Origin of the sequence: uncultured Brevundimonas sp. (genome assembly GCF_937863155.1) — a bacterium.
Classification (GTDB): domain Bacteria; phylum Pseudomonadota; class Alphaproteobacteria; order Caulobacterales; family Caulobacteraceae; genus Brevundimonas.
In genome coordinates, this window is record NZ_CALMFB010000039.1 from 1 (window position 1) to 25,989 (window position 25,989).

Genomic DNA, 25,989 nt, shown 5'->3' on the forward strand with positions numbered 1-25,989 from the left:
GCCGAAGCCTCGGCCAGGAAGTTGGACGCCCGCCGCTTGCGCTTGGGCCGCGCCAGACGGTCGCCCAGGATGTCGGTCTCGGAGATGACCGCGACCGCGTCGGTGGTGAAGCCATGCTCGACCGGCAGGACGCCGCGCAGATAGACGCCCTCCGGCGCCGCCTGAACGTCGCGCCATTCCCGGACCGGCAGGACGTGCTGAAGCCCGTGGTCGCCCAGCATGGCGGCCAGACGATCCGAGGAGCCATCGCTCCAGCTGGCGAACAGGACGCGGCGGCCCTGGTCCTTCAGCGTCTCGGCGTGTCGGGCCACGGCCTCGAACAGATTGACGCTGTCCTGGGCGCGTTCGGCGGCGAAGCTGCGGCCCAGCCGGCCGCCCGCGTCCTCGGCGCCGCTGTCGAACGGGGTGAAGCGGCGCACCTCGCGCCCGGCCAGCGCCTGGTTCCAGTCGGCCTCGGGCAGATAGAGGCGATCCGGCGGCAGGGCGCGATTGACGATGCCCCCCTGCCCCCGCGCCTTGGCCGCCTCCTGGCGCGCGTCATAGGCGTCGTCGGTCAGGCTCCAGCGTTCGGCCCGCGCCGCCTCGACCTGATTGTCCAGAAACACCGTCGCGTCGTCGGGCAGATAGTCGAACAGCGTATCCAGCCGGTCGTAGAACAGCGGCAGCCACTGCTCCATGCCCTGGCGCCGCGCGCCCTCGCTGACGGCGACATAGAGGGGATCGTCACCCCCGGCGCCGAACAGATTTAGATAGCCGGTGCGGAAGCGGGAGATGGCCTCGGCGTCCAGCTGAATCTCCGACACCGGGGCCAGATCGACGGCCTTGCGCTGGCCCGTCGACCGCTGGGTTTCCGGGTCGAAGGTGCGGATCGATTCCAGTTCGGACCCGAACAGGTCCAGCCGCACCGGTTCGTCGAACCCCGGCGGAAACACGTCGATGACCCCGCCGCGCACGGCGAATTCGCCGCGTTCGGAGACGGTCGAGGCGCGGACATAGCCATTGGCGGCGAAATACTTCTCCAGCGCCGCCGTATCCAGGTCCAGCCCGATCCGGGCCGAGAAGCCGGCGCGGCGCGTCGCGTCCTTCGGGGGCGTACGCTGCATGGCGCCCGCGACCGTCGCCACCACCAGCAGGGGCGGATCGCCGGCCTTGCGCTCAGCCAATCGCGTCAGGGTCGCCATCCGCTGGGCCGCCACGCCCGCGCTGGGGCTGAGCCGGTCATAGGGCAGGCAGTCCCAGGCCGGATACTCCAGAACTTCAATATCCTGGCCGAAGAAGCGGAAGGCCTGGACGAAGGCGCCCGCGCGCTGGAAATCGCGCGCGACGAACAGGCCCAGGCCGCCGTCCGCCAGGGCGCGCGCCACGACCAGAGCGTCCAGCCCCTCGGGCGCTCCGCCCAGTTCGACATCGCGCCGACGCGGCGACGAACCGTCCATCAACCGGCGCCCCGCGCCACGGCGGCGGCGACGTGTTCACGCATGAAGGCGCGGATGCGGGCCATCAGGGGCGTCTCATGCTCGGTGGGCGTCGGGTCGCGTTCGATGATCCAGCCGTACAGATACTGATCGTCGATGTTCAGCAGGGCCTCCAGTTCGTCCAGCTCGGCCTCGCTCAGCGACGGGCCGATCTGCTCGACGAACGGGCCCAGCACCAGGTCCGCCTCGCGGAAGCCCCGGCGCCAGGCGCGGAAGGCGATGCGGCCGCGTTTCTGTTCCAGACGTGCGTTATCCTCGGCCACGCGGTTTTTCCCGGTCCGTGCTATTCAACAAGGCGCGTCAGATAGCGTTCCCGCCCGGCTTTCGCCAGCTATGCTGTCCATCAAATGCGGCCCGAGATTCTGTTTCCCCTGTTTGCGCCGGTCACCCGCCTGAAAGGCGTGGGTCCGCGCGTCCAGCCGCTGGTCGAACGGCTGGCCGGGCCGCTGGTGCGCGATCTAGCCTTTCTGGCGCCGACCGGGGTGATCCGGCGGCGGCCGATGACCGCGTCCGACGCTGTCGAGGGCGAGGTGGGTATCTTCCGCCTGCGCATCGACCGGCTGATCCCGCCGCACAAGATCGGGGCGCCGTTCCGAATGCGGGCGTCGGACGACAGCGGCTTCGTGCATCTGATCTGGTTCGCCGGCTCGCCCCAGCAGATCGAGCGGCTGGCCCCGCCGGGCAGCGAACGGATCGTCAGCGGCAAGGTCGAACGGTTCAATGGCGAGGTGCAGGTTCCGCACCCCGACTACATATTGCCGCCCGAACGCGCGGACGAGATTCCGATGTCGGAACCCGTCTATCCGGCGACGCAGGGGCTGACCTCGCGCCAGGTGCGCAAGCTGGTGATCGCGGCGCTGGAGGCCGCGCCGGACCTGGCGGAATGGCAGGATGCGGCCTGGATCGGGGCGCGGGGCTGGCCCCGCTGGCGCGCGGCGCTGGAGGCAGTTCATGCGCCCCAGAGCGAGTTCGATCTGTCGGACGAGGCGCCGGCGCGGCAACGGCTGGCCTTTGACGAACTGTTGGCGCACCAGCTGGCCCTAGCGCGGCGGCGGCGGGCGCGGCTGATCGAGCCGGCGCCGGTGATCGCGCCGGGTCAGGCGTCGGAGACGCTGCTGGCCGCCCTGCCCTTCGTCCTGACGGGCGCGCAAGCCCAGGCGGTGGCGGAAATCCGCGCCGACCTGGCCTCGGGCTGGCGCATGGGGCGGCTGCTGCAAGGCGATGTCGGTTCGGGCAAGACGGCGGTGGCGGCCCTGGCCCTGGCCGATGCGGCGTTCAGCGGGTTCCAGGGCGCCCTGATGGCCCCGACCGAGATCCTGGCGCGCCAGCATCATGAGCGGCTGGGGCCGTTGCTGCAGGCCGCCGGCGTGTCGTCCATCCTGCTGACCGGCCGCGACGGGGCGGCGGAGCGGCGCCAGAAGCTGCAGGCCCTGCTGGACGGCTCGGCCCAGGTGGCGGTGGGCACCCACGCCCTGTTCCAGGATGCGGTGCGGTTCGACCGGCTGGCCCTGGCCATTGTCGATGAACAGCACCGTTTCGGCGTCAGCGAGCGTCAGCGGCTGCAGGCCAAGGGCGATCCGCGCCTGGGCGGGGTGCATCTGCTCAGCATGTCGGCCACGCCGATCCCGCGCACGCTGGAGCTGACACAGTATGGGGAACTGGACGTCTCGCGCCTGACGGAAAAGCCGCCGGGCCGCACGCCGGTGACCACGGCCGTCCTGCCGCTGGCGCGGATCGGCGATGTGGCGCGGCGGCTGAAGGCGGCCATCGACGAGGGGGCGCAGGCCTACTGGATCTGCCCCCTGGTGGCCGAATCCGAAGCCAGCGACCTGGCGGCGGCCGAGGCGCGGGCGGTCGATCTGCGGCGCATCCTGGGGGTCGAGGTCGGCCTGGCGCACGGCCAGATGGACGGGGCCGAGCGCGAGCGGGTCATGGCCGATTTCGCCGATGGGCGCCTGCCGCTGCTGGTCGCCACCACGGTGGTCGAAGTGGGGGTGGATGTGCCCAACGCCACCATCATGGTCATCGAACACGCCGACCGGTTCGGCCTTGCCCAGTTGCACCAGCTGCGCGGCCGGGTCGGGCGCGGGGCCAAGGCCAGCGCCTGCATCCTGCTGTATGGCGGCGGGCCGGACGGGACGCTGGGCGAAACGGCGCGCGAGCGTCTGGACATGCTGCGCCACAGCGAAGACGGGTTCGAGATCGCCGAGGCCGATTTCCGCCTGCGTGGCGGCGGCGATCCGCTGGGCCTGAAGCAGAGCGGCTTTCCGGCCTATCGCTTCGCCGACCCGATCCGCCATCGCGCGTTGATGCTGGCGGCGGCCGACGATGCGCGGATGCTGCTGGACCGCGACCCGGAGCTGACGTCACCGCGCGGACGGACGGTTCAGGTGCTGGAAGAGTTGTTCGACTGGCGCGCTCAGCGGCCAGGCACGGACTGACGCGCCTGCCAGGCGGCCAGACGCGCCTGAACATCCACTTCAATGTCGCCATAGAACAGATTGTAGGGGCGAGACATTCTTCGTTCCGCCCAATTGCCCTGTTCGCGGAACGACTCGCGGCTGGGCAGGCTGTGACGCAGCAGGCCGTCGCGGCATTGGGCCGAGACCTCACGCGCCATCAGGGCCGGACGCGCCCCCCATTCCAGACCCGTCGCATTGGTGGCCCCGCGATGCAGACGCGCATCCACGGGCGCCGTGTCGTCAGAACCGGTGATCGGATTGACGCACAGGGCCGGGCGTTGATCCAGATCGACCAGCCGTCCGCGATCATCCCAGACCAGGGCGCGCCTGAGCCTGCGATGGGCGGCGCCGTCATCGCCCTCGCCCACCTGGGACCAGGCCAGGATGCAGCCGGCCTGTTCGCGGCGCGTGCAGGCGGGCAGACCGGCCGGAAGACGTTCGCGCGCCGTCAGGGTGTCGATCAGATAGGCGCCGACCAGGCGCGCCTTCAGACTGCGATCCGTCGCCACCCTTTCGCGCAACAGACGGTCCAGCAGTTCGCCGCCCTGCTCCACCCCGGCCAGAACCAGCGGACCATCGGGATGGCGGCGCAGGAAGCCATCGAACGCCGCCTCGATGTCGCCATAGGCGAAGGCGCGGGCCTCGCGGGCGTCCTCGCGCAGGGTCAGCCGCGCATAGAGGCCGGCTTGGCGATAACGCGGCGCGCTGACCGCGCCCGCCACGGCGAACGGCCCGGCATAGTTGGGCAGCACGACCCGCTTTAGATAGGCGTCGGCGGCCGCATCGCCGATGGGGCCGTTCCATTCGCGCTTTCCGGCATAGGTGGTGGGCGGAACGAAGAAGACCGCCGCCGGACCCGACCGCTCGGTGCGGGCGTCCAGCAGGGCCCAGGCCCGCGCATCGGCATAGGAAACGGGCGGCGGCGGCTCATAGGTCTGGAACGGCTGCTGCGGGTCCAGGCCGGCGCGCAGGATGTCGCCGCGCCACACCGCCACGGCGGCTGTGAACAGGAACACCAGAAACAGGCCGAGGTAACCGAACCATTGCCGCAGGGTCAGGCGCGGCCGCATCACCGGTAGGGGTCCGGTTGCGACAGGAACGACTGGACGTAGCGACGCACACCCTCTTCCAGCGGCGTGGACTGGCCGGGGAAACCCAGGTCGCGGATACGGTCCATGCGCGCCTCGGTGAAATACTGATACCGGTCGCGGATCGTCTCGGGCATGTCGATATAGGCGATGGAGGCGTCCTTGCCCGCCGCCGCGAAGGTGGCGCGCGCCAGATCGGCGAAGGACCGCGCCTGGCCCGACCCGGCGTTGAAGACGCCGTTGATCGCGGGCGTGGCCAGCAGCCATTCGATGATGTCCACGACGTCATCGACATAGACGAAGTCGCGCAACTGTCCGCCATCGGCATAGTTGGGGTTGTGCGAGCGGAACAGGCTGACCGTCTCGCCGGCCGCCACCTTGGGCCAGATCTGGGCCACGACCGACTTCATGCCGCCCTTGTGATACTCGTTCGGGCCATAGACGTTGAAGAATTTCAGCCCCGCCCACTGGCGCGGCGCATGGCCGTCCGTCGCCTGACGAACCGCATATTCGTCGAACAGTCTTTTCGAGTAGCCATAGGCATTTAACGGCTGAAGCGAAGACAGGGCCTCAATCGTATCGTCATCGTCGAACCCGGCGTCCCCATCGCCATAGGTGGCGGCGGACGAGGCGTAGATCAGGCGCTTCCTGGCCGCCGCGCACCAGTCCCACAGGTCGCGCGACAGGCTGAAATTGGTGCGCAGGATCAGGTCGGCGTCCGGCTCCGTCGTCGAGGAGATGGCGCCCATGTGGATGACGGCGTCGATGGCCTCGGCATGCTGGTCCAGCTTTTGGAACAGCTCTTCCGGCGCCCACAGGTCGGCGACGCGGCTCTTGGCGATGTTCTTCCACTTGGCCAGGTCGGCGGTCTCGAACCGGTCGCAGACGACCACGTCCCAGCGGTCTTCGGCCGACAGGCGCGCGACGATGTTCGAACCGATGAAGCCGGCCCCGCCGGTCACCACCATCATCCGCCGGCTCATGCCGCGCCTCCTGACAGTTTCTCGATGGTGCGGGTGGTGGAGAAGCCGTCGCGGAAATCCGCCAGCCGCACCTCGCCGCCCCAGCTTTCGACCAGATCGCCACCGACCACGCCTTCGCGGGTGTAGTCCGACCCCTTGATCAAGACGTCGGGCCGCAGCCGTTCGATCAGGGCCAGGGGCGTCGGATCGTCGAAGGCCGTGACGCGGTCGACGCTGCTGAGGCCGCCCAGGACGACGGCCCGGCTGTCCAGATCATTGACCGGCCGCCCCTCGCCCTTCAGCCGCCGTACCGAGGCGTCGGTGTTCAAGGCCACGATCAAACGGTCGCACCAGCTGCGCGCCTGCTGCAGATAGGCGACGTGGCCGCGGTGCAGGATGTCGAAACAGCCGTTGGTGAAGCCGACCTTCAGCCCCTGACGGCGCCAAGTCTCGACCTCGGCGGCCAGTTCGTCCAGCGGCGTGACCTTGGCCTGGGCCGCCTGGGCGTGCTGGCTCATCTCGGCCTCGATCAGTTCAGCGGGCGTGACCACGGCCGTGCCCGCCTTCCCGACCACCACGCCCGAGGCCAGGATGGCGAACTGCACGGCCTGATCCAGCGTCGCGCCCGCGCCCAGCGCCAGGCCCAGGGCCGCCAGGCCGGTGTCGCCGGCGCCGGAGACATCGAACACCTCGCGCGCGCGGCCGGGGAAGTGGCGCACCGCCCCGCCGCGTTCCATCAGGCTCATGCCCTTGCCGGCGCGGGTGACGATGATGGCGCGCGCCGTGGTGGCGTCCAGCAGGGCCGCCAGGGCGACCTCGACCTCGGCGTCCGTGCCGACCGGAAGGCCGGTTGCGGCGGCCAGCTCGCCGGCGTTGGGCTTGATGACGTCCACGGCGCCATAGCGGGCGAAGTCGCGGCCCTTGGGATCCACGATCACCGGACGTCCCGTCGTCAGGGCCGATTCGATGGCCGCCTGGCCCACGCCGCCCTTGGCGTAGTCCGACAGGAGAATGACGGAAGAGTCTGAAAAAGCGTCACTGTCAGAAATCGCGCGGTCGCCGGGCGTCTCGTCGTCCAGGCGCAGCAACTGCTGGCCGGCGGCGACATAGCGGGTCTTGACGATGGTGGCGGCGCCGGCGCGGGCCTGGACGAAACTGTCGATGCCGTCTTCGGCCGCGATCAGGGCGGACAGTTCTTCACCCGCCGCATCGACGCCCACCACGCCCGCCAGACGCGCCCGACCGCCCAGGGCCGCGACATTGCGGGCCACATTGCCCACGGCGCCCGGCATGGCGAGGGATCGGGTCGCGCGCAGCACCGGCACCGGCGCCTCGGGCGAAACGCGCGCCACCTCGCCATAGACGAACCGGTCCAGCATCAGGTCGCCGACACAGGCCACCGTCACATCGGCGATGCGGTCCAGCAGCCCCTGCAGGGCGCCCAGGTCCAGTTGGGGTTCGCGGGTCACAGCCATGCCCTGCGAGTAGCGGATTCAGGCCGCCTTGGCGACCGGGCCCTTGAAGCCGCTGGCGATGGCCAGGTCGTCGAAGGCGATCAGTTGCGCCGCCAGGGCCTCGAACTGATCGACCGGCACCATGTTCGGCCCGTCCGAGGGGGCGTTGTCTGGGTCCTGGTGCGTCTCCATGAAGACGGCGTCCACGCCCACCGCGACGGCGGCGCGGGCCAGGACCGGCACGAACTCGCGCTGGCCGCCCGAAGACGTCCCCTGCCCGCCCGGCTGTTGCACGGAATGGGTCGCATCGAACACCACCGGACAGCCGATGTCGCGCAGCACCGGCAGGGCGCGCATGTCGCTGACCAGGGTGTTGTAGCCGAAGCTGGCGCCGCGTTCGCAGGCCATGACATTGGGATTTCCGGCGCCGACCACCTTGGCGATGACGTTCTTCATGTCCCAGGGGGCCAGGAACTGGCCCTTCTTGATGTTGATCGCCTTGCCCGTGGCGGCGGCGGCCAGCAGCAGGTCCGTCTGGCGCGACAGGAAGGCCGGGATCTGCAGCACGTCCACCGCCTGGGCGGCGATGCGGCAATGCTCCTCGGTATGGACATCGGTCAGGACCGGCAGGCCCGTGACCTCGCGGATTTCGGCGAAGATGGGCAGGGAGCCTTCCAGACCGAAACCGCGCGCGGCGCTGGCGCTGGTGCGGTTCGCCTTGTCGAAGCTGGTCTTGTAGATGATGCCGACGTTCAGCCGTTCGCCGATCTCCTTCAGCTTGTGCGCCATCTCCAGCGCGTGCTGACGGCTTTCCAGCTGGCACGGACCGGCGATGAAGACGATGCGGCGCCCGCCCCCGATGACGACCGGACGCGACAGGCCCTGGGAGATTTCGATGACGGCGTTGGGACGGCTCACGGGCGGAACTTTCTCAAGGATCGATGCATCCAGGCGCGGGGCCATGGCTTAGTTATGCGGCGATCAGGTGGCGCCGCCGACGTCTCGATTCAAGCTATAGGGGGAAAAGACCAGTGAACACAGTGGCCGGCCGCCCCGTCATCGTCTGGTTCCGCCGCGATCTGCGGCTGGCGGACAATCCGGCGCTGGCCCAGGCGATGGCGAGCGGGCGGCCGATCGCGCCCGTCTATATCCTGGACCCCCAGCATGGTCGCCCGCCCGGCGCGGCGTCGCTGTGGTGGCTGGACAAGTCGTTGCGGGCGCTGGATGCGGACCTGAGGCGGCGGGGATCGCGCCTGATCCTGCGCCGGGGCGATTCGGAGGCCGAACTGCGCCGTCTGATCGACCAGACCGGCGCCGACACGGTGATGATGAACCGCCTGTTCGAGGCGGACGCCTTCGCCCGCGACGCCGACATCGCCCATGCGCTGAAGGCCGAAGGCGTGGACTGCAAGGGATGGAATGGCGCCCTGCTGACCCGGCCCGGAGCGGTGCAGACCGGATCGGGCGGCCCATACAAGGTCTTCACCCCCTTCTTTCGCACCCTGATGGAGACGGCCGAGCCGCCGCCGCCCACGCCGGCGCCGGACGCGATCTGGACGCCAGACGACATCGCCGGCGACGCCATCGACGACTGGCGCCTGCACCCGACGCGGCCCGACTGGTCCCGGGGGTTCGACTGGACGCCCGGCGAAGACGGCGCCCAGGCCGCCCTGTCCGCCTTTATGACGCGCGGGCTGGGCGACTATGCGGACGGGCGCGACCGCCCGGCCCAGCCCGCCACCAGCCGCCTGTCGCCCCATCTGCATTTCGGCGAGATCAGCCCCTGGCGCGCCATGACCGCCGCGCGTGAGGCGGCCGCCAGTGGACTGGTGTCCGCGCACCAGGCCGAGACCTTCGTCAAGGAGATCGGCTGGCGCGAGTTTTCGGCCCATCTGATGCATCACTTCCCCTACATCGTCGACCGCGCCTTCCGGCCCGAATACGAGGCCATGCCCTGGCGTGACGATACGGCGGGGTTCGACGCCTGGACGCAGGGTCGGACCGGCTATCCGCTGGTGGATGCGGGCATGCGCCAGCTGTGGGTCACCGGCTGGATGCACAATCGGGCGCGGATGGTGGTCGCGTCCTTCCTGGTCAAACATCTGTTGATCGACTGGCGTCGCGGCGAGGCCTGGTTCTGGGACACGCTGGTGGACGCCGACCTGGCCAGCAATGTTCAGAACTGGCAGTGGGTGGCCGGGTCCGGCGCCGATGCGGCGCCCTATTTCCGCATCTTCAATCCCGAGACGCAGAGCCGCAAATTCGATGCGGGCGGCGCCTATCTGCGGCGCTGGGTGCCCGAGCTGGCGCGCCTACCGGATCGCTGGATCCACGCCCCCTGGTCTGCGCCGACCGAGGTGTTGCAGGCGGCGGGCGTGCGCCTGGGCCACACCTATCCCCGGCCGATCATCGATCACGCCGTCGCGCGCGACCGGGCGCTGGGGGCGCTGAAATCCATCGCGGGCGCACAGGAGTGAAGACCATGGACCCGATGATCGCCACCGATGATCTGGCGGCGCGCCTGGGCGAGCCGAGCCTGAAGGTCGTGGACGCCAGCTGGCATCTGGGCGACCGCGACGGCCGGGCCGAGTTCCAGGCCGCGCGCATCCCCGGGGCGGTCTTTTTCGATCTGGACGTCGTGTCGGACGCGGACAGTCCCCTGCCCCACATGCTGCCGTCGGCCCAGGCGTTCGCGGCGTCGATGGGCGCCCTGGGGCTGAAGGCCGACGACGCCATCGTGGTCTATGACGGGGCGGGTCTGTTCTCGGCCGCGCGGGCGTGGTGGATGCTGACCGTCATGGGCGCGCGCGACGTGCGGGTTCTGGACGGCGGCCTGCCCAAATGGCGGGCGGAAGGTCGGGCAGTCGAGACCGGTCCGGCGCCGGCGCCCGCCCCCACGACGTTCGACGCCCGGTTCTATCCGGCCGCCGTCTCCGATCTGGACGATGTGCGTCAGGCCCTGGCGCAGGCCGGACAGGTCGTCGATGCGCGCGGCGCGGCGCGGTTCCTGGGCCAGGCGCCCGAGCCGCGGCCGGGCCTGCGTTCCGGCCATATGCCGGGCGCGCGCAACCTGCCCTATGGCCAGTTGCTGAACGCCGATGGAACGCTGAAGGCGGGCGCCGCGCTGGAGGCCGCCTTCCGCTCGGCCGGGATCGACCCCGAAAGGCCCGTGGTCACCAGCTGCGGCTCGGGCGTGACGGCGGCGATCCTGTCGCTGGGACTGGCGCGGCTGGGCCGGGCCTCGCGCCTGTATGACGGCAGTTGGGCCGAATGGGGCGGGCGCGCCGACACGCCCGCCGTCACCGGAGATTAGTTGGCGGGCCTTAGTTCGCGGGTGGGGCCACCGGCTCGGGGCCGACCGAGGCCGGCACGTCGTCTTCGCCGCGCGACACCACGGTGGCGGCCACCAGATCGCCGGTGACGTTCAGGGTGGTGCGGCACATGTCGAGGAAGCGGTCGACGCCTAGCACCAGACCGATCCCCTCGGCCGGCACGCCGACCATGACCAGGATCAGGGCGATGACCGGCAGCGATCCGGCCGGAACACCGGCCGTGCCGACGCCGCCCAGAATGCAGACGAACATCACGATCATCTGTTGCTGCAGGCTGAGGTCCACGCCGAAGAACTGGGCCAGGAACAGCACGGTGACGCCTTCGAACAGGGCGGTGCCGTTCTGGTTCGCCGTGGCGCCGACCGTCAGGACGAAACGCGAGATGCGGCGCGGCAGCTTCAGGTTCTCTTCGGCCACGCGCAGGGCGACCGGCAGGGTGGCGTTGGACGAGGCGGTGGAGAAGGCCACCACGATGGCTTCGCGCACATCATGGAAGAAGCGCAGCGGGTTCATGCCGCCGCCGACCCAGACGGCCAGCGGATAGACCACGAACATGTGGATGGCCATGGCGCCCACGGCCACGGCGGCATAGGCGCCCAGCCGGACCAGCAGATCCCAGCCGAACACGGCCGCCAGGTTGAACATCAGGCAGGCGATGGCGATCGGGGCCAGTTTGATGACCATGTTGATCAGCTTCATCATCACCTCCAGCACCCCTTGCAGGGTTTCCTGCAGGCGGTCGGTGGACGGCGACTTGGCCATGACCAGGCCGATGCCGAAGAACAGGGCGAAGATCATCACCGGCAGGATCTGGTTCTCGGCCGCCGCCGTGATGACGTTCGACGGGATCATGTCCAGGAAGAACTGACCCGCCTCGATGCTCTTGGGCGCATTGCCGACGATGCCGGCGGCCCCTTCGGCGCCTTCGGCCAGCAGGCGCTGGGCCAGGGCCGGATCGACCCCGTCGCCGGGCCGGAAGAAGTTGACCATGCCCAGGCCGATGGCCACCGCCACGCCCGAGACGAGGATGGTGAACAGCAGGGTTTTCCAGCCGACGCGGCCCAGAGCCTTCAGGTCGCCCATTTCCGCCACCCCGGTGACCAGGGCCGCGAACAGCAGCGGCAGCACCATCATGAACAGCAGACGCAGGAAGATCTGACCGACCGAGCGGATCAGATCCATCACCCAGGGCACGACTTCCAGCCCGTTCAGGTTGACATAGAGACCCGCCCCCATGCCGACCGCGAAGCCCAGCAGCATCCACACATACAGCGGAATCCCGCCACGCTTCGTCTCTTCCATAGGCTCTCCCCTCAAGTCGGCTCTATCTGATCGGCAGGCCGTAGATCAGCCCGCCCGGCCGTGCATTCCATTGTGCGTTCAGTCCGCGCGCCAGGTCCAGAGACGACTGGGGGCCGATGTTCCGCTCAAAGATTTCGCCGTAATTGCCCGTCGATTGAATGGCTTTCAACGCCCAATCGGATTTCAGCGCCAGCATCGGACCGAAATCGCCTTCGACGCCCAGCAGGCGACGGATGCGCGGATCGCGACTTTCGCGGGCCAGACGAGCGGCGTTTTCCTGGGTCACGCCCAGTTCCTCGGCCAGGATCAGGGCGTTCAGCGTCCAGCGCACCACGGCCGCCCATTGTTCGTCGCCGCGCCGCACCACGGGGCCCAGCGGCTCCTTGGACACCACATCGGGCAGGATGGCGTGCATCTGGGGGTCGGCCAGGGTGCTGCGCGCCGCCGCCAGGGCCGAAATGTCGGCGCTGAAGGCGTCGCAGTTTTCGCGGGCGTAGGCCTGGCGCGCCTCTTCCTCGGTCTTCAGCACCACGGGCGTATAGGCGATGCCGCGCGCGCGGAAATAGTCTTCGGCGTTCAACTGGGTGGTCGATCCGGCCTGGACGCAGACGCGGGCGCCGTCCAGCTCGGCCGCGCTGGACAGGTTCAGCGAGCGCCGCACCAGGAAACCCTGGCCGTCGTAATAGTTGACCCCGGCGAAGACATAGCCTTCGCCCGCCTCGCGGCTCATGGTCCAGGAGGTATTGCGCCACAGCACGTCGATCCGCCCATCGCGCAGGGCCGGCAGACGCTGCTCGGCGTTCAGCGGCACGAACCGCACGGCGTCCGCATCGCCCAGAACGGCGGCGGCAAGGGCGCGGCAGAAGTCGATGTCAAAGCCCCGCCAGCGGCCGCGGTTGTCGGTGTAGGCGAAGCCGACCAGTCCTTCGTGCACGCCGCAGGCCAGTCGTCCGCGCCGCTTGATTCCGGCCAGGGTCGGCCCGGCGGCGATGCGTTCGCCATCACTGCCGGCCGTATCGGGCGCGGGGTGCAGGGCCGTGGGCGCGGTTTCATCCGCCGGATCGCGGTCGCACGCCGACAGCGCCAGAACCGCCGCCGCCGCAAAGCCTCCTGCCAATCGCATGCGTCGCACCTCGCTCGCTTGCGCCCCGCCCGCTTTAGAAGCTGTTGCGCCGCGAACCGCAACCCGCCGGATGGATTTAGGCGGCATGCTTTGGTCGGGATGGCGCGCCCAGCAGGACTCGAACCTGCAACCGTCCGCTTAGAAGGCGGATGCTCTATCCGGTTGAGCTATGGGCGCCAAACAGGCAGACGCGACGGCTAGGCGAATCCCCGTCGCGGCTCAAGTCGCGAGCCGCCGCGCGGCGAGCGATAGCCGCACAAACCTGCGCCTCAAGCAGCGAGCGACCGCGTCGCGAGCGTTAGGCGCACCAAGGATCAATGCGTCCAGGACTGCTTGCGGTTGGTGGCGAAATTGTCGGCATAGGCCTTCAGGATCACCGGCGGGTCGTTCGGTTCGTGCAGGCGGAACGGGATGCCGTGACGCTCGGCATAGGCGACGGCCTCTTCCTGGGTGTCGAAGGTCAGGCGCACCTGGCCGTTCATGTCGGTGGAGGACGTCCAGCCCATCAGCGGGTCGATGGTGCGGGCCGAGGCGGGCTCGAACTCCAGCCGCCAGTCGCGGCTCTTGGCCTTGCCGGACTGCATGGCGGTCTTGGCGGGACGATAGATGCGAGCGAGCATGGCGGGCCTTCGATGATCGAACAGGGGGTGAATAGCGGCGGCGCGTGCGCCGGTCCAGCGCTTCAGGCCAGACCCGCCCCTTCGTCCAGCCCCAGCATCAGGTTCAGGTTCTGCACCGCCGCGCCCGAGGCGCCCTTGCCCAGATTGTCCAAGAGGGCGACCAGACGCGCCTGTTCGCCGTTGCGGTCGCCGAACACGTGCAGGCGCAGGCGGTTGGTGCCGTTCAGCCCCTCGGGCGTCAGGCCGGTCATGGCCTCGGTCGTCTCCAGATCGGCCACCTCGACGAAGCGGGCGTCGTCATAAGCCTCGACCAGGGCGCCGTGGATCACCTCGATCGACGGCTGGGACGGCAGGGCCGACAGGTGCAGCGGAACCTCGACCAGCATGCCCTGGCGATAGTTCCCGACCGCCGGGGCGAACAGGACGTTGCGCGACAGGCCGGCGTGGGTGGTCATCTCGGGCACATGTTTGTGCCTCTGCGTCAGGCCGTAGGCGCGGAAGGGGTCGGGCGCGCCGCCCTCAAATTCGGCGATCATGGCCTTGCCGCCGCCGGAGTAGCCGCTGACGGCGTTGACGGTGACCGGCCAATCGGCGGGGATCAGGCCCGCGCGCACCAGAGGCGCGACCAGGGCGAGGAAGCCGGTCGGATAGCAGCCGGGGTTGGACACGCGGGTCGAGGCGGCGATCCGCTCAGCCTGGCCGGGCGCCAGTTCAGGAAAGCCGTAGGTCCAAACCGGGTCGACGCGATAGGCGGTCGAGGCGTCGATGACCCGCACGGCCGGGTTCTGCACCATGGCCACGGCTTCCTTGGCCGCATCGTCGGGCAGGCACAGGATGACGGCGTCGGCCACGTTCAGCGCCTCACGCCGCGCCTCGACGTCGCGCCGCCGGTCGCCCAGCAGGATCAGCTCCAGATCCGCACGGCCCTCGACCCGCTCGCGGATCTCCAGCCCGGTCGTTCCGGCCTCGCCGTCGATGAAGAGGGTGTGGGTCATGCCCGTTGCTCCTGAAACTCTTCGCCACTCTTCGCCGAGAATCGAGCGGAGGAACGAGATGCGCGCGGGGCGCGAACCCATCGTCGATACCCTTAAGCGAAGCTGCAGACGAGATCGATGCTTTGCTCTCGACGCCTCGGTTCCGAAGCGACACGCATAGACCTTCGCGCAGGATCGTCCGCATCGGCGTCGTCACGCGAACCTTGGTTTCGACGCTCTGGAAAACCTGGCAGTCACGCCGCTTGCACCATCCGATGGCCGATAGTAGCAGGCTTTCGTGCCCGCTCTGCCCTGTATCCGCATATCGACCGACTCCTTTCCGGCCGAGCGCCGCTTCGCTGTCTGGCGACAGGCGATGACGCCCCTGTTTGACGTGTCGCCCCCCGCACGGCCCGAGATTTTCACCGGCAGCGCCTACACCTATCTGATCGGGACCGTGGCTTTCGGCGGAACCCGGGTGGACGCCCTGGCCTACGAGCGGACCCCGGCGCGAATTGCGGCCGATGGCATCGACCATATCCTGATCCGGCTCGACTTCACCTCCGAGTCGCCGCAGGGCGCTCTGCGCGTCATCGATCTGGGACAGCCGATCCGCCTGCCTCTGGCGCCCATGGACTGCCTGTGCCTGTTCGTTCCGCGAGACGTCATGGAGATCGCGGCGCCGGGGATCGAGCGCCTGCATGACCGTTTCATCGCGGCGCCCCGCTCCGAGGTTCTGGCGGGTCTCATGCGGGGTCTGGCTCAGTCGGCCCCGACCCTCGACCGTACTGAGGCCGGCGCCGTCGTGGACGCCCTTCTGGCGGCGTTCGGGATCTCCCTGTGGATCCAACTGGCCGCCGAAGACCGCCCGGACGCGCGTGACACGACGCTGCTCCGCCGCGCCCAGAAACATATCGACGCCCACCTTTCGTCCCGAGACCTGACCCCGGAGCGGATCGCCCAGGCCCTGGGGATGTCGCGGACCAGCCTTTACCGGTTGTTCAGGGACATGGGCGGCGTGGCCGACTATGTGCGCCGTCGGCGGCTGCGCCGGGTCCAGTCGATCCTGACCTTGCCGGGGGAAACCCGCAGGATCAGCGAGATCGCCTTCGAATACGGCTTCAATGACGAGGCCACGTTCAGCAGGGCCTTCCGTCGCGCCTTCGGCTACACCGCTACTGCGGCCCGGGAGACAGGCGCCAGACTGACCGACCCGGCCCTTGTCGGTGATGACGCGCATCTTCATCTGTCGCCGCCGGATCGCCCCCTGATGTGGGCCGACTGGATGAACAAGCTCGGCGGCTGACCGCCTGCGGTTTGCGTTGCGTACGAAGACTTGGCCTGGCGTGCCAAACCCGGCTTCCGCCGTTGACCCCGCCACCGCGCGGCCTAGGCCTGCGTTCCGCAGTCGGTTGGCACGAAGCTGAGCATGTTACGCCTTATCGGGTCTATCGTCGTCAGGCTGGTCGCGAGGCTGATCGCTGGGCGAACACGGGCGGACATGCGGGCGTTGGCCGGCCTTTTCGCCCTGGCGCTGCTGGCGGCCTCGTCCTTTTCGACCCTTGCTGCGTCGCAGCCGGCTCGGGTCGAAGTCCCTCCCACCGTGACGATGTCCAACGGGACGCTTTACGTCTCGTGGCAGATGAGCAACGGCCCGTTCGACATCTTCTCGCTCGCGTTCAGCGATGCACGTTATGCGGTCGTGCGCATCGATGGCGTCGATCATCCGGCGGAAGCCATTAATTTCAACATCGTCGGGCCGCCACGTCAGGGCGTCGTTCACTACCGCGGCCCGAACTCCGTCGACCTGCCTGACGGGACGGTCTCACGCATAACCGTCAACGGCCGGACCTATGTTGATCACGCTAACTATCGCCTGCTGCTGCCCAACATCCCAGCCGCTGTGCCGACACTGTCGGAATGGGCGATGATCGCCCTTGCACTCGCCCTGGCCGGCGGAGCCACAGTCATGGTCCAGCGCCGTCGCTGGACAGTCATGCCTCAGACTAGATACGGCGAACCCTAGAGCCAGATTCAGCGTGTCGACGGAATCGCTTAGGCGTTGCTCCTCAACAGATCAGGCGCCTGCGAATCGGGCGGGACGGTGCGACCCCTCATCCGTCAGGCTTCGCCTGCCACCTTCTCCCGCAAGGGGAGAAGGAAGAAAGAAAAAGGGCGCTCCGGTTTCCCGAAGCGCCCCAGATCCAAACCGTATGACGCGGCTTAGCGCTTCGAGAACTGGAAGCTGCGGCGGGCCTTGGCGCGGCCGTACTTCTTGCGCTCGACGACGCGGCTGTCGCGGGTCAGGAAGCCGTGCGGCTTCAGAACCTTGCGCAGTTCCGGCTCATAGTGGGTCAGGGCGTGCGACAGGCCGTGGCGGATGGCGCCGGCCTGGCCCGACAGGCCCGAACCCTCGACCGTGCAGATCACGTCGAACTGGGTCGCGCGGTCGGTGACGGTCAGCGGCTGGGCGACCATCATCTGCAGCACGGGGCGAGCGAAATAAGCGTTCAGCTCCTTGCCGTTGACGGTGATCTTGCCCGAGCCCGGCTTCACCCACACGCGGGCGATGGCGTTCTTGCGCTTGCCGGTCGAATAGGCGCGGCCCAGCTTGTCCAGCTTCTGGACGGCGGGGGCGGCGTCTTCGGCGGCCGAGGACATGCCCTTCAGGGCGTCGAAGCCGGTGGCGGCTTCGGTGTTGGCGACGTCGGTCATGCTCAGACGCTCCGGGTGTTCTTGGCCGACGCCGACGCGAAGTCGATCGTCTGCGGGTTCTGGGCCTGATGGGTGTGCTCGGCGCCGGCGAACAGGCGCAGGTGCGTCATCTGCTTGCGGGCCAGGGGCGATTCCTTGGGCAGCATGCGCTCAACGGCCTTTTCCAGCACGCGCTCGGGGAAGCGGCCGCCCAGCACCTTGGCCGGGGTCGTTTCCTTGACGCCGCCCGGGTGGCCCGTGTGACGATAATAGACCTTGTCGGTCAGCTTGGCGCCGGTGAACACCACCTTGTCGACGTTGGTCACGATGACATAGTCACCGCAATCGACGTGCGGGGTGTAGGTCGGCAGGTGCTTGCCGCGCAGGCGGTTGGCGATGAAGGTCGCAAGACGGCCCACCACGACGCCTTCGGCGTCGATGTGGATCCACTTCTTCTCGACCTCGGCCGGCTTCAGCGAAGCCGTGGTGCTCTTCAGCATGACTGAGGATCCTTGGAGGAAGACAAAACTCTGGGGCGGGCTCCGATAGCCGGAACCAGCGGAAGGCGCGCTGATAGAGGATGCAGGCCGTCAGGTCAACGCCGACTTTGGCGCCCAATTCCAGCTAAAATACTGTTTCTGCGATAAATTTTATATGCGGTATTAAAATACCCGACAATCCGGCCTGTTTTCAGGGCCAGGGCGGCGCATCCAGCAGGCTGATCGCCTCGCGCACATGCACGGCATGCACCACCACGCCCAGGTCCAGCCGCTCGTCCCCGACCTTGACCTCCTGGGCCAGGACGCCGGCGATGAAGGGGTGCTGGGGCTCGGCCTTGCCCGGAATGGTCCGCGCCGCCGGGGTCCAGAAGATCGGCCCGCCCGAGTTGCCGGGAAAGACGGTGAAATCCAGCAGGAAGGTCGGAAAGGCCGTCACGGGGCTGAGCGGCCAGGACGCCACCCGCCCGACGCGCAGGATCGGGAACCCCGCCCGGTTCGACGACAGGCCGCGCGGAAAGCCCAGGGAGAACAGCTCATCCCCCGGCCCGACCTGATAGGCCGCCAGGGTGTTCTGATCCGCCAGCCAGCCCAGCGGGATGGCCGCGCGGGCGAAGGCCTCGGGCGCCGTGATCTCCATCACCGCGATGTCCCGGTCGGGGTGGCGGGTCCAGATCGGCTGGTCGTCCGGCGCGCGGATGGCCGCCGGCTGGGGGTCGAACTTCCAGCTGCCGTCCGGCAGGGCCGTGCGCCAGCCGATGCGCATGGTCTGGCCCGGCATCTGGTTCAGCACATGGGCGGCGGTGACCAGGACGGTGCGGGGCGTTCCATCCGGTCGCGGCGCGTCGATCAGAAAGCCCGCGCCCACCGTGCGCGTCCCCTGCCCGTCCGGCTGGTCCAGTTGCACCGTCGCGCCGATCAGGGCCAGGGTCAGATCCCAGGCGGGCCGGCCGGGCGCATCCTGGACCAAGGCGGGCGGCGGGGCCGGAGCTGGGGCCGAAACCTCGGGCGGCGTCTGCGCCGGAACCCACATGCCATCACCCCTGCAAAGCCTTCGGTTTCTTCATTTGACGGCGGGCGGGCCCGGGCACAAGGTCGCCGCCTTCACGTTTGGGAACGCCACAAGATGAATCGCCGCGAACTGATCGCCTCTTCCGCCGCCCTGGCCGTCGCCGCCGGCGCCCACCCCGTCCTGGCCAAGGCCGCAGATCAAGGAGCCGCCCCGCCCGTGCCCCCCGTCGCCAAGAAAGTCCCCGTCCGCATTGAACAGCTGGGCCGCGTCCGCGTCGATGAATACCAATGGCTGAAGGACGACAACTGGCAGGCGGTGCTGCGCGACCCGACCCTGATCAAGGCCGACGTCAAGGAATACCTGACTGCCGAAAACGCCTATCGCGAGGCGATGATGGCCGGCACCCTGCCCATGCAGGCGGCGATGTTCGAAGAGATGAAGGGCCGCATCAAGCAGGACGACAGCTCGGTCCCCTCGCCCGACGGCCCGTGGGAATACTACACCAAGTTCGAAGTGGGCGATCAGCACCCGCGCTACATGCGCCGCACCCGGACGCACAGCCAGGCCGAACGCGACGCCCATCCGGGCATGATGCCAGTGATCCGCGAGGAGTTGCTGCTAGACGCCAACGCGCTCGCCGAGGGCAAGGCCTATTCCGAAGTGGCCGCGACCGGCCGCACCCCGGACCACCGCCTGTTCGCCTATGCCGAGGACGCGCAAGGGTCCGAGGTGCACAAGATCTATGTGAAGGATCTGGAGACGGGCCAGGTTCTGCCCGACGTGATCGACAGCTCGACCGGCGACTTCACCTTCTCGCCCGACAGCCAGTGGATCTACTGGACCAACCGCAACGACAACGGCCGCCCGGACAAGATCTTCCGCCGCCCGGCGCGCGGCGGTGAGACCGCCCTGGTCTATCAGGAAGACGACGAGGGCATGTTCATCGGCGTGGGCCGCACCGCCGACGACCAGTTCGTGCTGATCGTCATCCAGAACCAGGAAACCAGCGAGGCCCGCTACATCCCCGGCGACACGCCCACCGCCACGCCGGTGGTGCTGGAGCCGCGCCAGGTGGCCCGCCGGTATGACGCCGACCACTGGGGCGACCGCTGGGTCATCCGCACCAATGCCGACGACAGCGTGGACTTCAAGGTGGTGGAGGCGCCGACCGCTTCGCCCGGCAAGGCCAACTGGAAGGATCTGATCCCCCACACGCCGGGCCGGTTCATCGAGAACGTCACCCTGTCGTCCGGCCATCTGGCGCGTCAGGAGCGGGCCGACGCCAATACCCGCATCATCGTGCGCGCCCGCGAAGGCGACGAGCATGAGATCGCGGTGGACGAACCCGCCTATGCGCTGAACCTGATGGGCTGGTCCGAGTTCGACAGCCCGATGATGCGCTACAGCTACAATTCGCCGTCCACCCCGACCTCGACGTTCGACTACGATATGACCTCGCGCGAGCGGACCCTGAAGAAGGTTCAGGAAGTGCCGTCGGGCCACAACCCGGCCGACTATGTGGTCGAGCGGCTGAACGCCCCCGCCTCGGACGGCGAACTGGTGCCCGTCACCCTGCTGCGCCGCAAGGACACGCCGGTGGACGGTTCGGCGCCGGTGCTGCTGTACGGCTACGGCAGCTATGGCATCCCCATGGCGGCCAGCTTCTCGACCAGCCGTCTGTCGCTGGTGGAGCGCGGCTTCATCTGGGCCATCGCCCACATCCGCGGCGGCTCGGACAAGGGCTGGAACTGGTTCCTGTCGGCCCGGCGCATGACCAAGAAGAACACCTTCACCGACTTCATCGCCTCGGCCGAACACCTGATCGAACGCAACTATGCGCGCGCCGGCAATATCGTGGCCTATGGCGGTTCGGCCGGCGGCATGCTGATGGGCGCGGTCACCAATATGCGACCCGAACTGTGGGCCGGGGTGATCGGCCAGGTGCCCTTCGTCGACGTTCTGAACACCATGAGCGACACCAGCCTGCCGCTGACGCCGCCGGAATGGCCCGAATGGGGCAATCCGCTGGAGGACGCCGAGGCCTATGACTACATCGCCAGCTACAGCCCCTATGACCAGATCACGTCACAGGCCTATCCGGCGGTGCTGTCGGTCGGCGGCCTGTCGGACCCGCGCGTGACCTATTGGGAGCCGGCCAAATGGGTGGCCCGCCTGCGCCCGGCCAGCACCTCGGGCAAGCCGATCCTGCTGAAGATCAACATGGAGGCCGGCCACGGCGGCGCCTCGGGCCGGTTCGACTATCTGAAGGAACTGGCGGTCGACTACGCCTTCGCCGTCTGGGCGGTGGAAAAGGGCTGGGAGGCGGCCTGACGCCTCTGGCGGCCATCGGTTCGCGCCGGTGGCCGCGCCCTTCGCGGTCAGGACGTATACCGGCACGACCTCGAATTGAGGCAGTGAATCTGGTGTGTGACGGACAAAGTGTAAGATCGCTAAACCTCGCATCTCGTCCTGCAAACGAGGAGGCTCACTAGGCAGCCGCTTTTAAGGCCCTAACCTTTACAGCTGCATTGCTGACGGAGCGGTAGCACGGGGGAGGCCGGAGTGGACTTCGGACAAAAAGACAAAGCGAGGCCTTGGCACGCCAGATGGCAGGGACGTTTGTGGCTCGCTGTTTCCGTTCCGGCTTGGCTAGTCGGGCTTTTGTTGCCCTTATTTAGGTGGGAAGGCCCTCCCCCGGACGGCCTCTTTTTTCGAGAATGTCACCTACCTGATATCTTGCCACTCACTTCGAGGCCACAACCACCCATCGGTTATTGCGAGGCCAGACGTGACGCTAGGGCAGAATATGCCGCGCTTAAAAGGGATCGTTTGAAATATGGGGAGGCATTGCGCTCTGCGTTAAGGAGCCGCCAGCACGCTGTCGATGCGCCACCCAGCGACGCTGATTTCGACGACCCCTCTCCTTCTAGCAAGGATGAGGGAAGCCTATCACAGAGATCAATGCCCGAACGTAGGGAAATTGAGCAATCGTTCCGTAGGTATCGCTTCGAGGTAAGCCAAAGATACGAAGTCGCGGAATGTCATCTTGATGGCACTTGCGACCAAGTAGCCACGAAGCAACCCTATACGGATGATCTTTCGTACATGAGAGTGCGAGACGAATTTTGGCGCGAACCGTGCGGAGATTCAGAGAGGGCCGCCCAGCGTGTCCGACACGAAGATGCACTAAGACGATGCGCTGCTGTTAAGGCTAATCCGCACAAGCAAAAAGATGCTGCAGCGGCCTTGATGTATGAACGTCTTTCTTGGGCAATATCCCTGCTTATGCCTACGTTACTCCTGTTAGCGCTCCCGTTCGCTTTGGCGGGCAGTGTGACGCTTCTCGGAGCCATTTTCGGGTGGATCCGACGCGGCAGTGGCTAAGACAACTGTCGGCCTCGCTAGCTCAATAGCAGGAACATTCCCCAGCTGGTCCAGTGATCCGCTCCCGTGGCCGCGCCCTTCGTCCGCGTCGAAAGGGTATCGTCAGCTTACCGATGGCCAGGTGACCGATAGGCTGACGCTCCGAACCCATATGGCGGAGCGATACGATGACATTCCTGGATCGGCGGACCCTGTTCGCGGGCGGACTGGCCCTGGCCCTCAGCCCGGCGGCGCCCGCGCTGGCGCGCATGATGCGGCAGGAGCCGAGCCGCGAGTTCCAGGTCCGCACCAATGTGGCCAACGCCCGCTATGTGAAACACCGGCCTAATGTGGCGGTCGCCAGCTATGGCGTCAGCTTCTTCTACACCGGCAAGACCCGCACCCTTTCCCACGACGGCGGGGCGCGGATCGACACCGCCCTTTACGGCGTCACGCCCCAGATGATGGCCCAGGTGGCCGAGGCGGCCTGTCTGGACCTGCGCGCCCGCCTTTCGGCCGCCGGCGAAACCGTGGTGGGCGTGGACGAGACCCGCGCCGCCCTGGCCGCCGCCAACACCCCCTTGCGCGACGGCAACCAGTTCCAGGGCCAGGGCACCTTCGACGGCGTGACGGTGGCCCAGCGCTGGCTGACGGTCGGGTCGCAGACCGCGCCCATGGTCACCGGCTATTCCGGCGAGGCCAACAGCATGCTGGCGGGCATCGGAACCCGCAATCGCCTGGCCGCCGCCTCGGCCGCGCTGGACGCCATCATCCTGACGCCGGTGATGTGGCTGGATTACGCCCGCATGCGCGCCCGGCGCGGCGTGGGCGTGGAAGGCGAAGTCGTGGTGGGGGTGCGCGCCGCGCCGTCCGGCTTCATCGTCTCGGCCGCCGATCCGCGCGGGCGGCTGGTCATGGCCACCCTGTCGGTCGCCGACGACGTCTATTCCAGCCAGCCCTATGCCCTGGACGTCAGCAGCGTGACGGACCCCAGCGGCCTTCAGGCCCTGATGAACGTCAATATGAGCCACGCCCGCATCATCGCCGACCCGGCCCGCTGGACCCCGATCGCGCTGGACGCCGCGCGCGGCTACAACGCCGGCCTGACCGACGCCCTGCGCCAGATCCGGGCGGGGTGAGCGGGCGTCTGATTGTCAGGGAGACCGGAAAGCGGTGGCTGGGGAACTAGGACTCGAACCTAGAATGACGGTACCAAAAACCGTAGTGTTACCATTACACCATTCCCCAGCAGGTCCGGTGATCCGCGCCGGCGGGCGGCGGGAGGGCGGTCGAATACGCCAAGGGCGCGGGGGATGCAACACCCGCTTTGCAGACTATTTTCGCTTCACCGAAAACGGCGCTTGCGGCCCCCCGGACCCCTCGCTATAAGCCGCGACCTCAAGTCGGAGTGTGGCTCAGTCTGGTAGAGCACTGCGTTCGGGACGCAGGGGTCGCAGGTTCGAATCCTGCCACTCCGACCATCTATTCCCGCCCATCAAATGAAGATCAGCCGGCCTTTTCGGCCGCCGCCTTCAGGCGGGCGCCGGCGCTCTCGATCAGCCGTTCGCCCAGGGCGCGGCGATGCGCCAGCAGGTCGGGCGATCCGGCGTCATAGTCGGCCATCAGGCGGCGCACGAACGATCCGTCGCGCACATCGGCCAGCACCTGATCCATCGCCGCCTGGGCCGGTTCGCCGATCACGCGCGGCCCGGTCAGATAGGCGCCGTATTCCGCCGTGTTCGAGATTCGCCCGAAGGCCCCGGCGATTCCCCGCTCGAACATCAGGTCGGTGACCAGCTTCAACTCGTAGAAACACTCGAACCAGGCCACCTCGGCCGGGTATCCGGCCTTGACCAGCGTCATGAAGGCCCGGTCGACCAGTTCGGACACCCCGCCGCACAGCACCACCTGTTCGCCGAACAGGTCGCTTTCGCACTCGGCGGCGAAGGTGGTCTGAAGAATACCCCGTCGCCCGCAGCCCAGCGCGGCCGCATAGGACAGGCCCAGCGCGTGGGCGCCGCCCGTCACGTCCTGATGCACGCCGAACAGGCAGAAGACCCCCTGCCCCTCCTCATACAGGTCGCGGATGCGCGGCCCGATTCCCTTGGGCGAGGCCAGGATCACGTCGATGTCGGGCCGCGGCTCGACCAGGCCGAACCGCACCGACAGGCCGTGGGCGAAGACCAGGGCCGCGCCGGGCTTCATCGCCGGGGCCAGATCGTCGCGCCACAGGTCGCGGTGGCCCTCGTCGGACACCATCACCGCCACGACATCGGCGCCCGACGCCGCTTCACCCGCCGTCATGACCGCAAAGCCGTCGGCCCGGGCCTTGTCGCGCGTCGCAGATTCGGCCTTCAGGCCCACGACGATGTCGGCCACGCCGCTGTCGCGCAGGTTCAGCGCATGGGTGCGCCCCTGGCTGCCATAGCCGATCACGGCCACGCGGCGCGACCGGATCAGCGATAGGTCGCAGTCGCGGTCATGGAAGACGGGCAAGGGGGCGCTTATCTGTTGGGTCATGAGCACACAGATAGACCCCAAAACCGTCGTCGGCTTCTGGAAAGCGGCCGGCCCCGACAAATGGTTTGCCAAGGACGAAGCCTTCGACGCCCAGTTTCGCGACCGCTTCATGGACGCCCACATCGCCGCCGCCCGGCGCGAGCTGGACGGCTGGATGGACACGGCCGAGGGGGCGCTGGCGCTGATGATCCTGCTGGACCAGTTTCCGCGCAATGTGTGGCGCAACACCGGCCACGCCTTCGCCACCGATCCGCTGGCCCGCCATCTGGCGCTGAGCGCGCTGGATGCCGGACGGGACCAAGAGGTCGAGAACGATCTGCGGCGGTTCTTCTATCTGCCGCTGCAGCATGCCGAGGATCTGGCGCTTCAGGAGCGCCAGGTGGCCCTGTTCCAGGCGATGGACCGGCCCGCCGACGATCGCTGGGCCGAGCATCACCATGGCGTCATCGCCCGCTTCGGCCGGTTTCCGCACCGCAACGCCGCCCTGGGGCGCGACACCGCGCCGGACGAGGCCGCCTTTCTGGAAGAAGACGGCTTTCGCGGCTGAACGACTATCCACTGCCCTGCAGCCGTGGTTGTGGACGTTCGTGCGGCGGCCTCTGACCCGGACGCCGAATCAGGGGCATGCTCGGGTCCATGAACGCCCAGGCCGCCTTCGCCGATCTGCATGACCGCATGGACGCCTCCCCGGCGGACCACCCGGAATGGCAGTATCTGAATCTGCTGCGCGATATCCTGAACAACGGGGTGCGGCGCGACGACCGGACCGGCACGGGCACCCTGGGCGTGTTCGGGCGCCAGATGCGGTTCGACCTGGGCAAGGGCTTTCCGCTTCTGACCACCAAGAAGCTGCACACGCGCTCGATCATCGTCGAACTGCTGTGGTTCCTGCGCGGCGAGACCAACATTCGCTGGCTGAAGGAAAACGGCGTCAGCATCTGGGACGAATGGGCCGACGCCGAGGGCGAACTGGGGCCCGTCTATGGCAAGCAATGGCGCAGCTGGACCGCGCCGGACGGCCGCGTCATCGACCAGATCGCCAAACTGGTCGAGGGGCTGAAGACCAACCCCAACAGCCGCCGCCACATCGTCAGCGCCTGGAACCCGGCCG

The 25,989-nt window shown here is 68.1% G+C and carries 22 protein-coding genes, 3 tRNA genes and 1 pseudogene; 10 read left to right on the top strand and 16 right to left on the bottom strand.

The window, feature by feature from the left end; translation table 11 throughout:
* Positions 1 to 1,436 (bottom strand): annotated as a pseudogene (locus Q0581_RS06055) (transcription-repair coupling factor); the annotation flags it as partial.
* Positions 1,436 to 1,738, bottom strand: coding sequence for a succinate dehydrogenase assembly factor 2 (locus Q0581_RS06060; protein WP_298698613.1), 303 nt, complete (start codon positions 1,736 to 1,738; stop codon positions 1,436 to 1,438). The gene Q0581_RS06060 and the pseudogene Q0581_RS06055, both read right to left, overlap by 1 nt.
* An 84-nt stretch (positions 1,739 to 1,822) precedes the next feature.
* Between Q0581_RS06060 and recG the strand changes: the two genes are divergently transcribed.
* Complete coding sequence (gene recG, locus Q0581_RS06065) at positions 1,823 to 3,916, top strand: ATP-dependent DNA helicase RecG (RefSeq protein WP_298698614.1); 2,094 nt, start codon at positions 1,823 to 1,825, stop codon at positions 3,914 to 3,916.
* Here recG and Q0581_RS06070 read toward each other — a convergent pair.
* From Q0581_RS06070 to kdsA, 4 genes are read right to left on the bottom strand one after another with little or no spacing between them, the layout of a single operon-like run.
* Entirely contained in the window at positions 3,895 to 5,007 is a 1,113-nt protein-coding gene (locus tag Q0581_RS06070) for a DUF3089 domain-containing protein (RefSeq protein ID WP_298698616.1), read from the bottom strand. The two genes, recG and Q0581_RS06070, sit on opposite strands and share 22 nt — an antisense overlap.
* The gene (rfaD, locus tag Q0581_RS06075) at positions 5,007 to 6,008 is read right to left on the bottom strand and encodes an ADP-glyceromanno-heptose 6-epimerase (protein ID WP_298698618.1); all 1,002 of its coding nucleotides are present in this window, start codon (positions 6,006 to 6,008) and stop codon (positions 5,007 to 5,009) included. The genes Q0581_RS06070 and rfaD overlap by 1 nt, the downstream gene beginning before the upstream one ends.
* Entirely contained in the window at positions 6,005 to 7,432 is a 1,428-nt protein-coding gene (gene rfaE2, locus Q0581_RS06080) for a D-glycero-beta-D-manno-heptose 1-phosphate adenylyltransferase (RefSeq protein WP_298698645.1), read from the bottom strand. The genes rfaD and rfaE2 overlap by 4 nt, the downstream gene beginning before the upstream one ends.
* Before the next feature lie 48 nt (positions 7,433 to 7,480).
* Positions 7,481 to 8,359 carry a 3-deoxy-8-phosphooctulonate synthase gene (kdsA, locus tag Q0581_RS06085; RefSeq protein ID WP_298698620.1) on the bottom strand — a complete coding sequence of 293 codons (879 nt, stop codon included), beginning with the start codon at positions 8,357 to 8,359 and terminating at the stop codon, positions 7,481 to 7,483.
* Positions 8,360 to 8,472: 113 nt separating this feature from the next.
* Here kdsA and Q0581_RS06090 point away from each other — a divergent pair, with 113 nt between their 5' ends.
* Complete coding sequence (locus Q0581_RS06090) at positions 8,473 to 9,918, top strand: deoxyribodipyrimidine photo-lyase (RefSeq protein ID WP_298698622.1); 1,446 nt, start codon at positions 8,473 to 8,475, stop codon at positions 9,916 to 9,918.
* A 5-nt stretch (positions 9,919 to 9,923) separates the two neighbouring features.
* Positions 9,924 to 10,754: a 3-mercaptopyruvate sulfurtransferase gene (gene sseA, locus Q0581_RS06095; protein ID WP_298698623.1), complete on the top strand. Its 831-nt coding sequence runs from the start codon at positions 9,924 to 9,926 to the stop codon at positions 10,752 to 10,754.
* A 10-nt stretch (positions 10,755 to 10,764) separates the two neighbouring features.
* Here the strand turns inward: sseA and Q0581_RS06100 are convergent, their stop codons facing one another.
* From Q0581_RS06100 to argC, 5 genes are all read right to left on the bottom strand, one after another.
* Entirely contained in the window at positions 10,765 to 12,075 is a 1,311-nt protein-coding gene (locus Q0581_RS06100) for a dicarboxylate/amino acid:cation symporter (protein WP_298698625.1), read from the bottom strand.
* Between the two features lie 22 nt (positions 12,076 to 12,097).
* On the bottom strand, positions 12,098 to 13,198 hold the full coding sequence (locus Q0581_RS06105; RefSeq protein ID WP_298698626.1) for an amino acid ABC transporter substrate-binding protein: 1,101 nt from the start codon (positions 13,196 to 13,198) through the stop codon (positions 12,098 to 12,100).
* 100 nt (positions 13,199 to 13,298) lie between these two features.
* Positions 13,299 to 13,375 (bottom strand) — tRNA-Arg (locus Q0581_RS06110).
* Positions 13,376 to 13,512: 137 nt separating this feature from the next.
* Positions 13,513 to 13,818: an ETC complex I subunit gene (locus tag Q0581_RS06115; protein ID WP_298698628.1), complete on the bottom strand. Its 306-nt coding sequence runs from the start codon at positions 13,816 to 13,818 to the stop codon at positions 13,513 to 13,515.
* A 62-nt stretch (positions 13,819 to 13,880) separates the two neighbouring features.
* Positions 13,881 to 14,813 carry an N-acetyl-gamma-glutamyl-phosphate reductase gene (gene argC / locus Q0581_RS06120; RefSeq protein WP_298698630.1) on the bottom strand — a complete coding sequence of 311 codons (933 nt, stop codon included), beginning with the start codon at positions 14,811 to 14,813 and terminating at the stop codon, positions 13,881 to 13,883.
* Between the two features lie 277 nt (positions 14,814 to 15,090).
* On the opposite strand from argC, the gene Q0581_RS06125 reads away from it, so the two are divergent.
* A complete protein-coding gene (locus Q0581_RS06125; protein ID WP_298698632.1) occupies positions 15,091 to 16,098 on the top strand; it encodes a helix-turn-helix domain-containing protein in 1,008 nt (335 codons plus the stop codon).
* Positions 16,099 to 16,221: 123 nt separating this feature from the next.
* Positions 16,222 to 16,818, top strand: coding sequence for an IPTL-CTERM sorting domain-containing protein (locus Q0581_RS06130; protein WP_298698634.1), 597 nt, complete (start codon positions 16,222 to 16,224; stop codon positions 16,816 to 16,818).
* 197 nt (positions 16,819 to 17,015) lie between these two features.
* Here the strand turns inward: Q0581_RS06130 and rpsI are convergent, their stop codons facing one another.
* The 3 genes from rpsI to Q0581_RS06145 all read right to left on the bottom strand — a co-directional run bounded on the left by rpsI (position 17,016) and on the right by Q0581_RS06145 (position 19,016).
* Positions 17,016 to 17,507, bottom strand: coding sequence for a 30S ribosomal protein S9 (gene rpsI / locus Q0581_RS06135; protein ID WP_298698636.1), 492 nt, complete (start codon positions 17,505 to 17,507; stop codon positions 17,016 to 17,018).
* Positions 17,508 to 17,509: 2 nt separating this feature from the next.
* Complete coding sequence (gene rplM / locus Q0581_RS06140; RefSeq protein WP_298698646.1) at positions 17,510 to 17,983, bottom strand: 50S ribosomal protein L13; 474 nt, start codon at positions 17,981 to 17,983, stop codon at positions 17,510 to 17,512.
* Positions 17,984 to 18,176: 193 nt separating this feature from the next.
* Positions 18,177 to 19,016 (bottom strand): serine protease, encoded by an 840-nt coding sequence (locus tag Q0581_RS06145; RefSeq protein ID WP_298698638.1) that lies wholly within the window; start codon positions 19,014 to 19,016, stop codon positions 18,177 to 18,179.
* Positions 19,017 to 19,109: 93 nt separating this feature from the next.
* Here Q0581_RS06145 and Q0581_RS06150 point away from each other — a divergent pair, with 93 nt between their 5' ends.
* Positions 19,110 to 21,326: a S9 family peptidase gene (locus Q0581_RS06150; RefSeq protein ID WP_298698640.1), complete on the top strand. Its 2,217-nt coding sequence runs from the start codon at positions 19,110 to 19,112 to the stop codon at positions 21,324 to 21,326.
* Between the two features lie 1,220 nt (positions 21,327 to 22,546).
* On the top strand, positions 22,547 to 23,497 hold the full coding sequence (locus Q0581_RS06155; protein ID WP_298698642.1) for a hypothetical protein: 951 nt from the start codon (positions 22,547 to 22,549) through the stop codon (positions 23,495 to 23,497).
* 35 nt (positions 23,498 to 23,532) lie between these two features.
* Here Q0581_RS06155 and Q0581_RS06160 read toward each other — a convergent pair.
* Positions 23,533 to 23,606: transfer RNA gene (locus Q0581_RS06160), tRNA-Gln, on the bottom strand.
* Positions 23,607 to 23,762: 156 nt separating this feature from the next.
* Between Q0581_RS06160 and Q0581_RS06165 the strand changes: the two genes are divergently transcribed.
* Positions 23,763 to 23,839: transfer RNA gene (locus tag Q0581_RS06165), tRNA-Pro, on the top strand.
* A 25-nt stretch (positions 23,840 to 23,864) separates the two neighbouring features.
* Here Q0581_RS06165 and ilvC read toward each other — a convergent pair.
* Positions 23,865 to 24,878 carry a ketol-acid reductoisomerase gene (ilvC, locus tag Q0581_RS06170; protein WP_298698643.1) on the bottom strand — a complete coding sequence of 338 codons (1,014 nt, stop codon included), beginning with the start codon at positions 24,876 to 24,878 and terminating at the stop codon, positions 23,865 to 23,867.
* Between ilvC and Q0581_RS06175 the strand changes: the two genes are divergently transcribed.
* Positions 24,877 to 25,425 carry a DUF924 family protein gene (locus tag Q0581_RS06175; protein WP_298698644.1) on the top strand — a complete coding sequence of 183 codons (549 nt, stop codon included), beginning with the start codon at positions 24,877 to 24,879 and terminating at the stop codon, positions 25,423 to 25,425. The genes ilvC and Q0581_RS06175 overlap by 2 nt on opposite strands.
* Positions 25,426 to 25,553: 128 nt before the next feature.
* A partial coding sequence (gene thyA / locus Q0581_RS06180) for a thymidylate synthase (RefSeq protein ID WP_298698647.1) occupies positions 25,554 to 25,989 on the top strand: 436 nt, incomplete at its 3' end.

Bases quoted from the DNA above. Each gene is read 5' to 3' on its own strand.
- recG (WP_298698614.1), top strand. From the start codon at position 1,823: ATGCGGCCCGAGATTCTGTTTCCCCTGTTTGCGCCGGTCACCCGCCTG.
- Q0581_RS06070 (WP_298698616.1), bottom strand. From the start codon at position 5,007: ATGCGGCCGCGCCTGACCCTGCGGCAATGGTTCGGTTACCTCGGCCTG.
- rfaD (WP_298698618.1), bottom strand. From the start codon at position 6,008: ATGAGCCGGCGGATGATGGTGGTGACCGGCGGGGCCGGCTTCATCGGT.
- sseA (WP_298698623.1), top strand. From the start codon at position 9,924: ATGGACCCGATGATCGCCACCGATGATCTGGCGGCGCGCCTGGGCGAG.
- Q0581_RS06100 (WP_298698625.1), bottom strand. From the start codon at position 12,075: ATGGAAGAGACGAAGCGTGGCGGGATTCCGCTGTATGTGTGGATGCTG.
- Q0581_RS06105 (WP_298698626.1), bottom strand. From the start codon at position 13,198: ATGCGATTGGCAGGAGGCTTTGCGGCGGCGGCGGTTCTGGCGCTGTCG.
- Q0581_RS06115 (WP_298698628.1), bottom strand. From the start codon at position 13,818: ATGCTCGCTCGCATCTATCGTCCCGCCAAGACCGCCATGCAGTCCGGC.
- argC (WP_298698630.1), bottom strand. From the start codon at position 14,813: ATGACCCACACCCTCTTCATCGACGGCGAGGCCGGAACGACCGGGCTG.
- Q0581_RS06130 (WP_298698634.1), top strand. From the start codon at position 16,222: ATGTTACGCCTTATCGGGTCTATCGTCGTCAGGCTGGTCGCGAGGCTG.
- rpsI (WP_298698636.1), bottom strand. From the start codon at position 17,507: ATGACCGACGTCGCCAACACCGAAGCCGCCACCGGCTTCGACGCCCTG.
- Q0581_RS06145 (WP_298698638.1), bottom strand. From the start codon at position 19,016: ATGTGGGTTCCGGCGCAGACGCCGCCCGAGGTTTCGGCCCCAGCTCCG.
- Q0581_RS06150 (WP_298698640.1), top strand. From the start codon at position 19,110: ATGAATCGCCGCGAACTGATCGCCTCTTCCGCCGCCCTGGCCGTCGCC.
- Q0581_RS06155 (WP_298698642.1), top strand. From the start codon at position 22,547: ATGACATTCCTGGATCGGCGGACCCTGTTCGCGGGCGGACTGGCCCTG.
- Q0581_RS06175 (WP_298698644.1), top strand. From the start codon at position 24,877: ATGAGCACACAGATAGACCCCAAAACCGTCGTCGGCTTCTGGAAAGCG.
- ilvC (WP_298698643.1), bottom strand. From the start codon at position 24,878: ATGACCCAACAGATAAGCGCCCCCTTGCCCGTCTTCCATGACCGCGAC.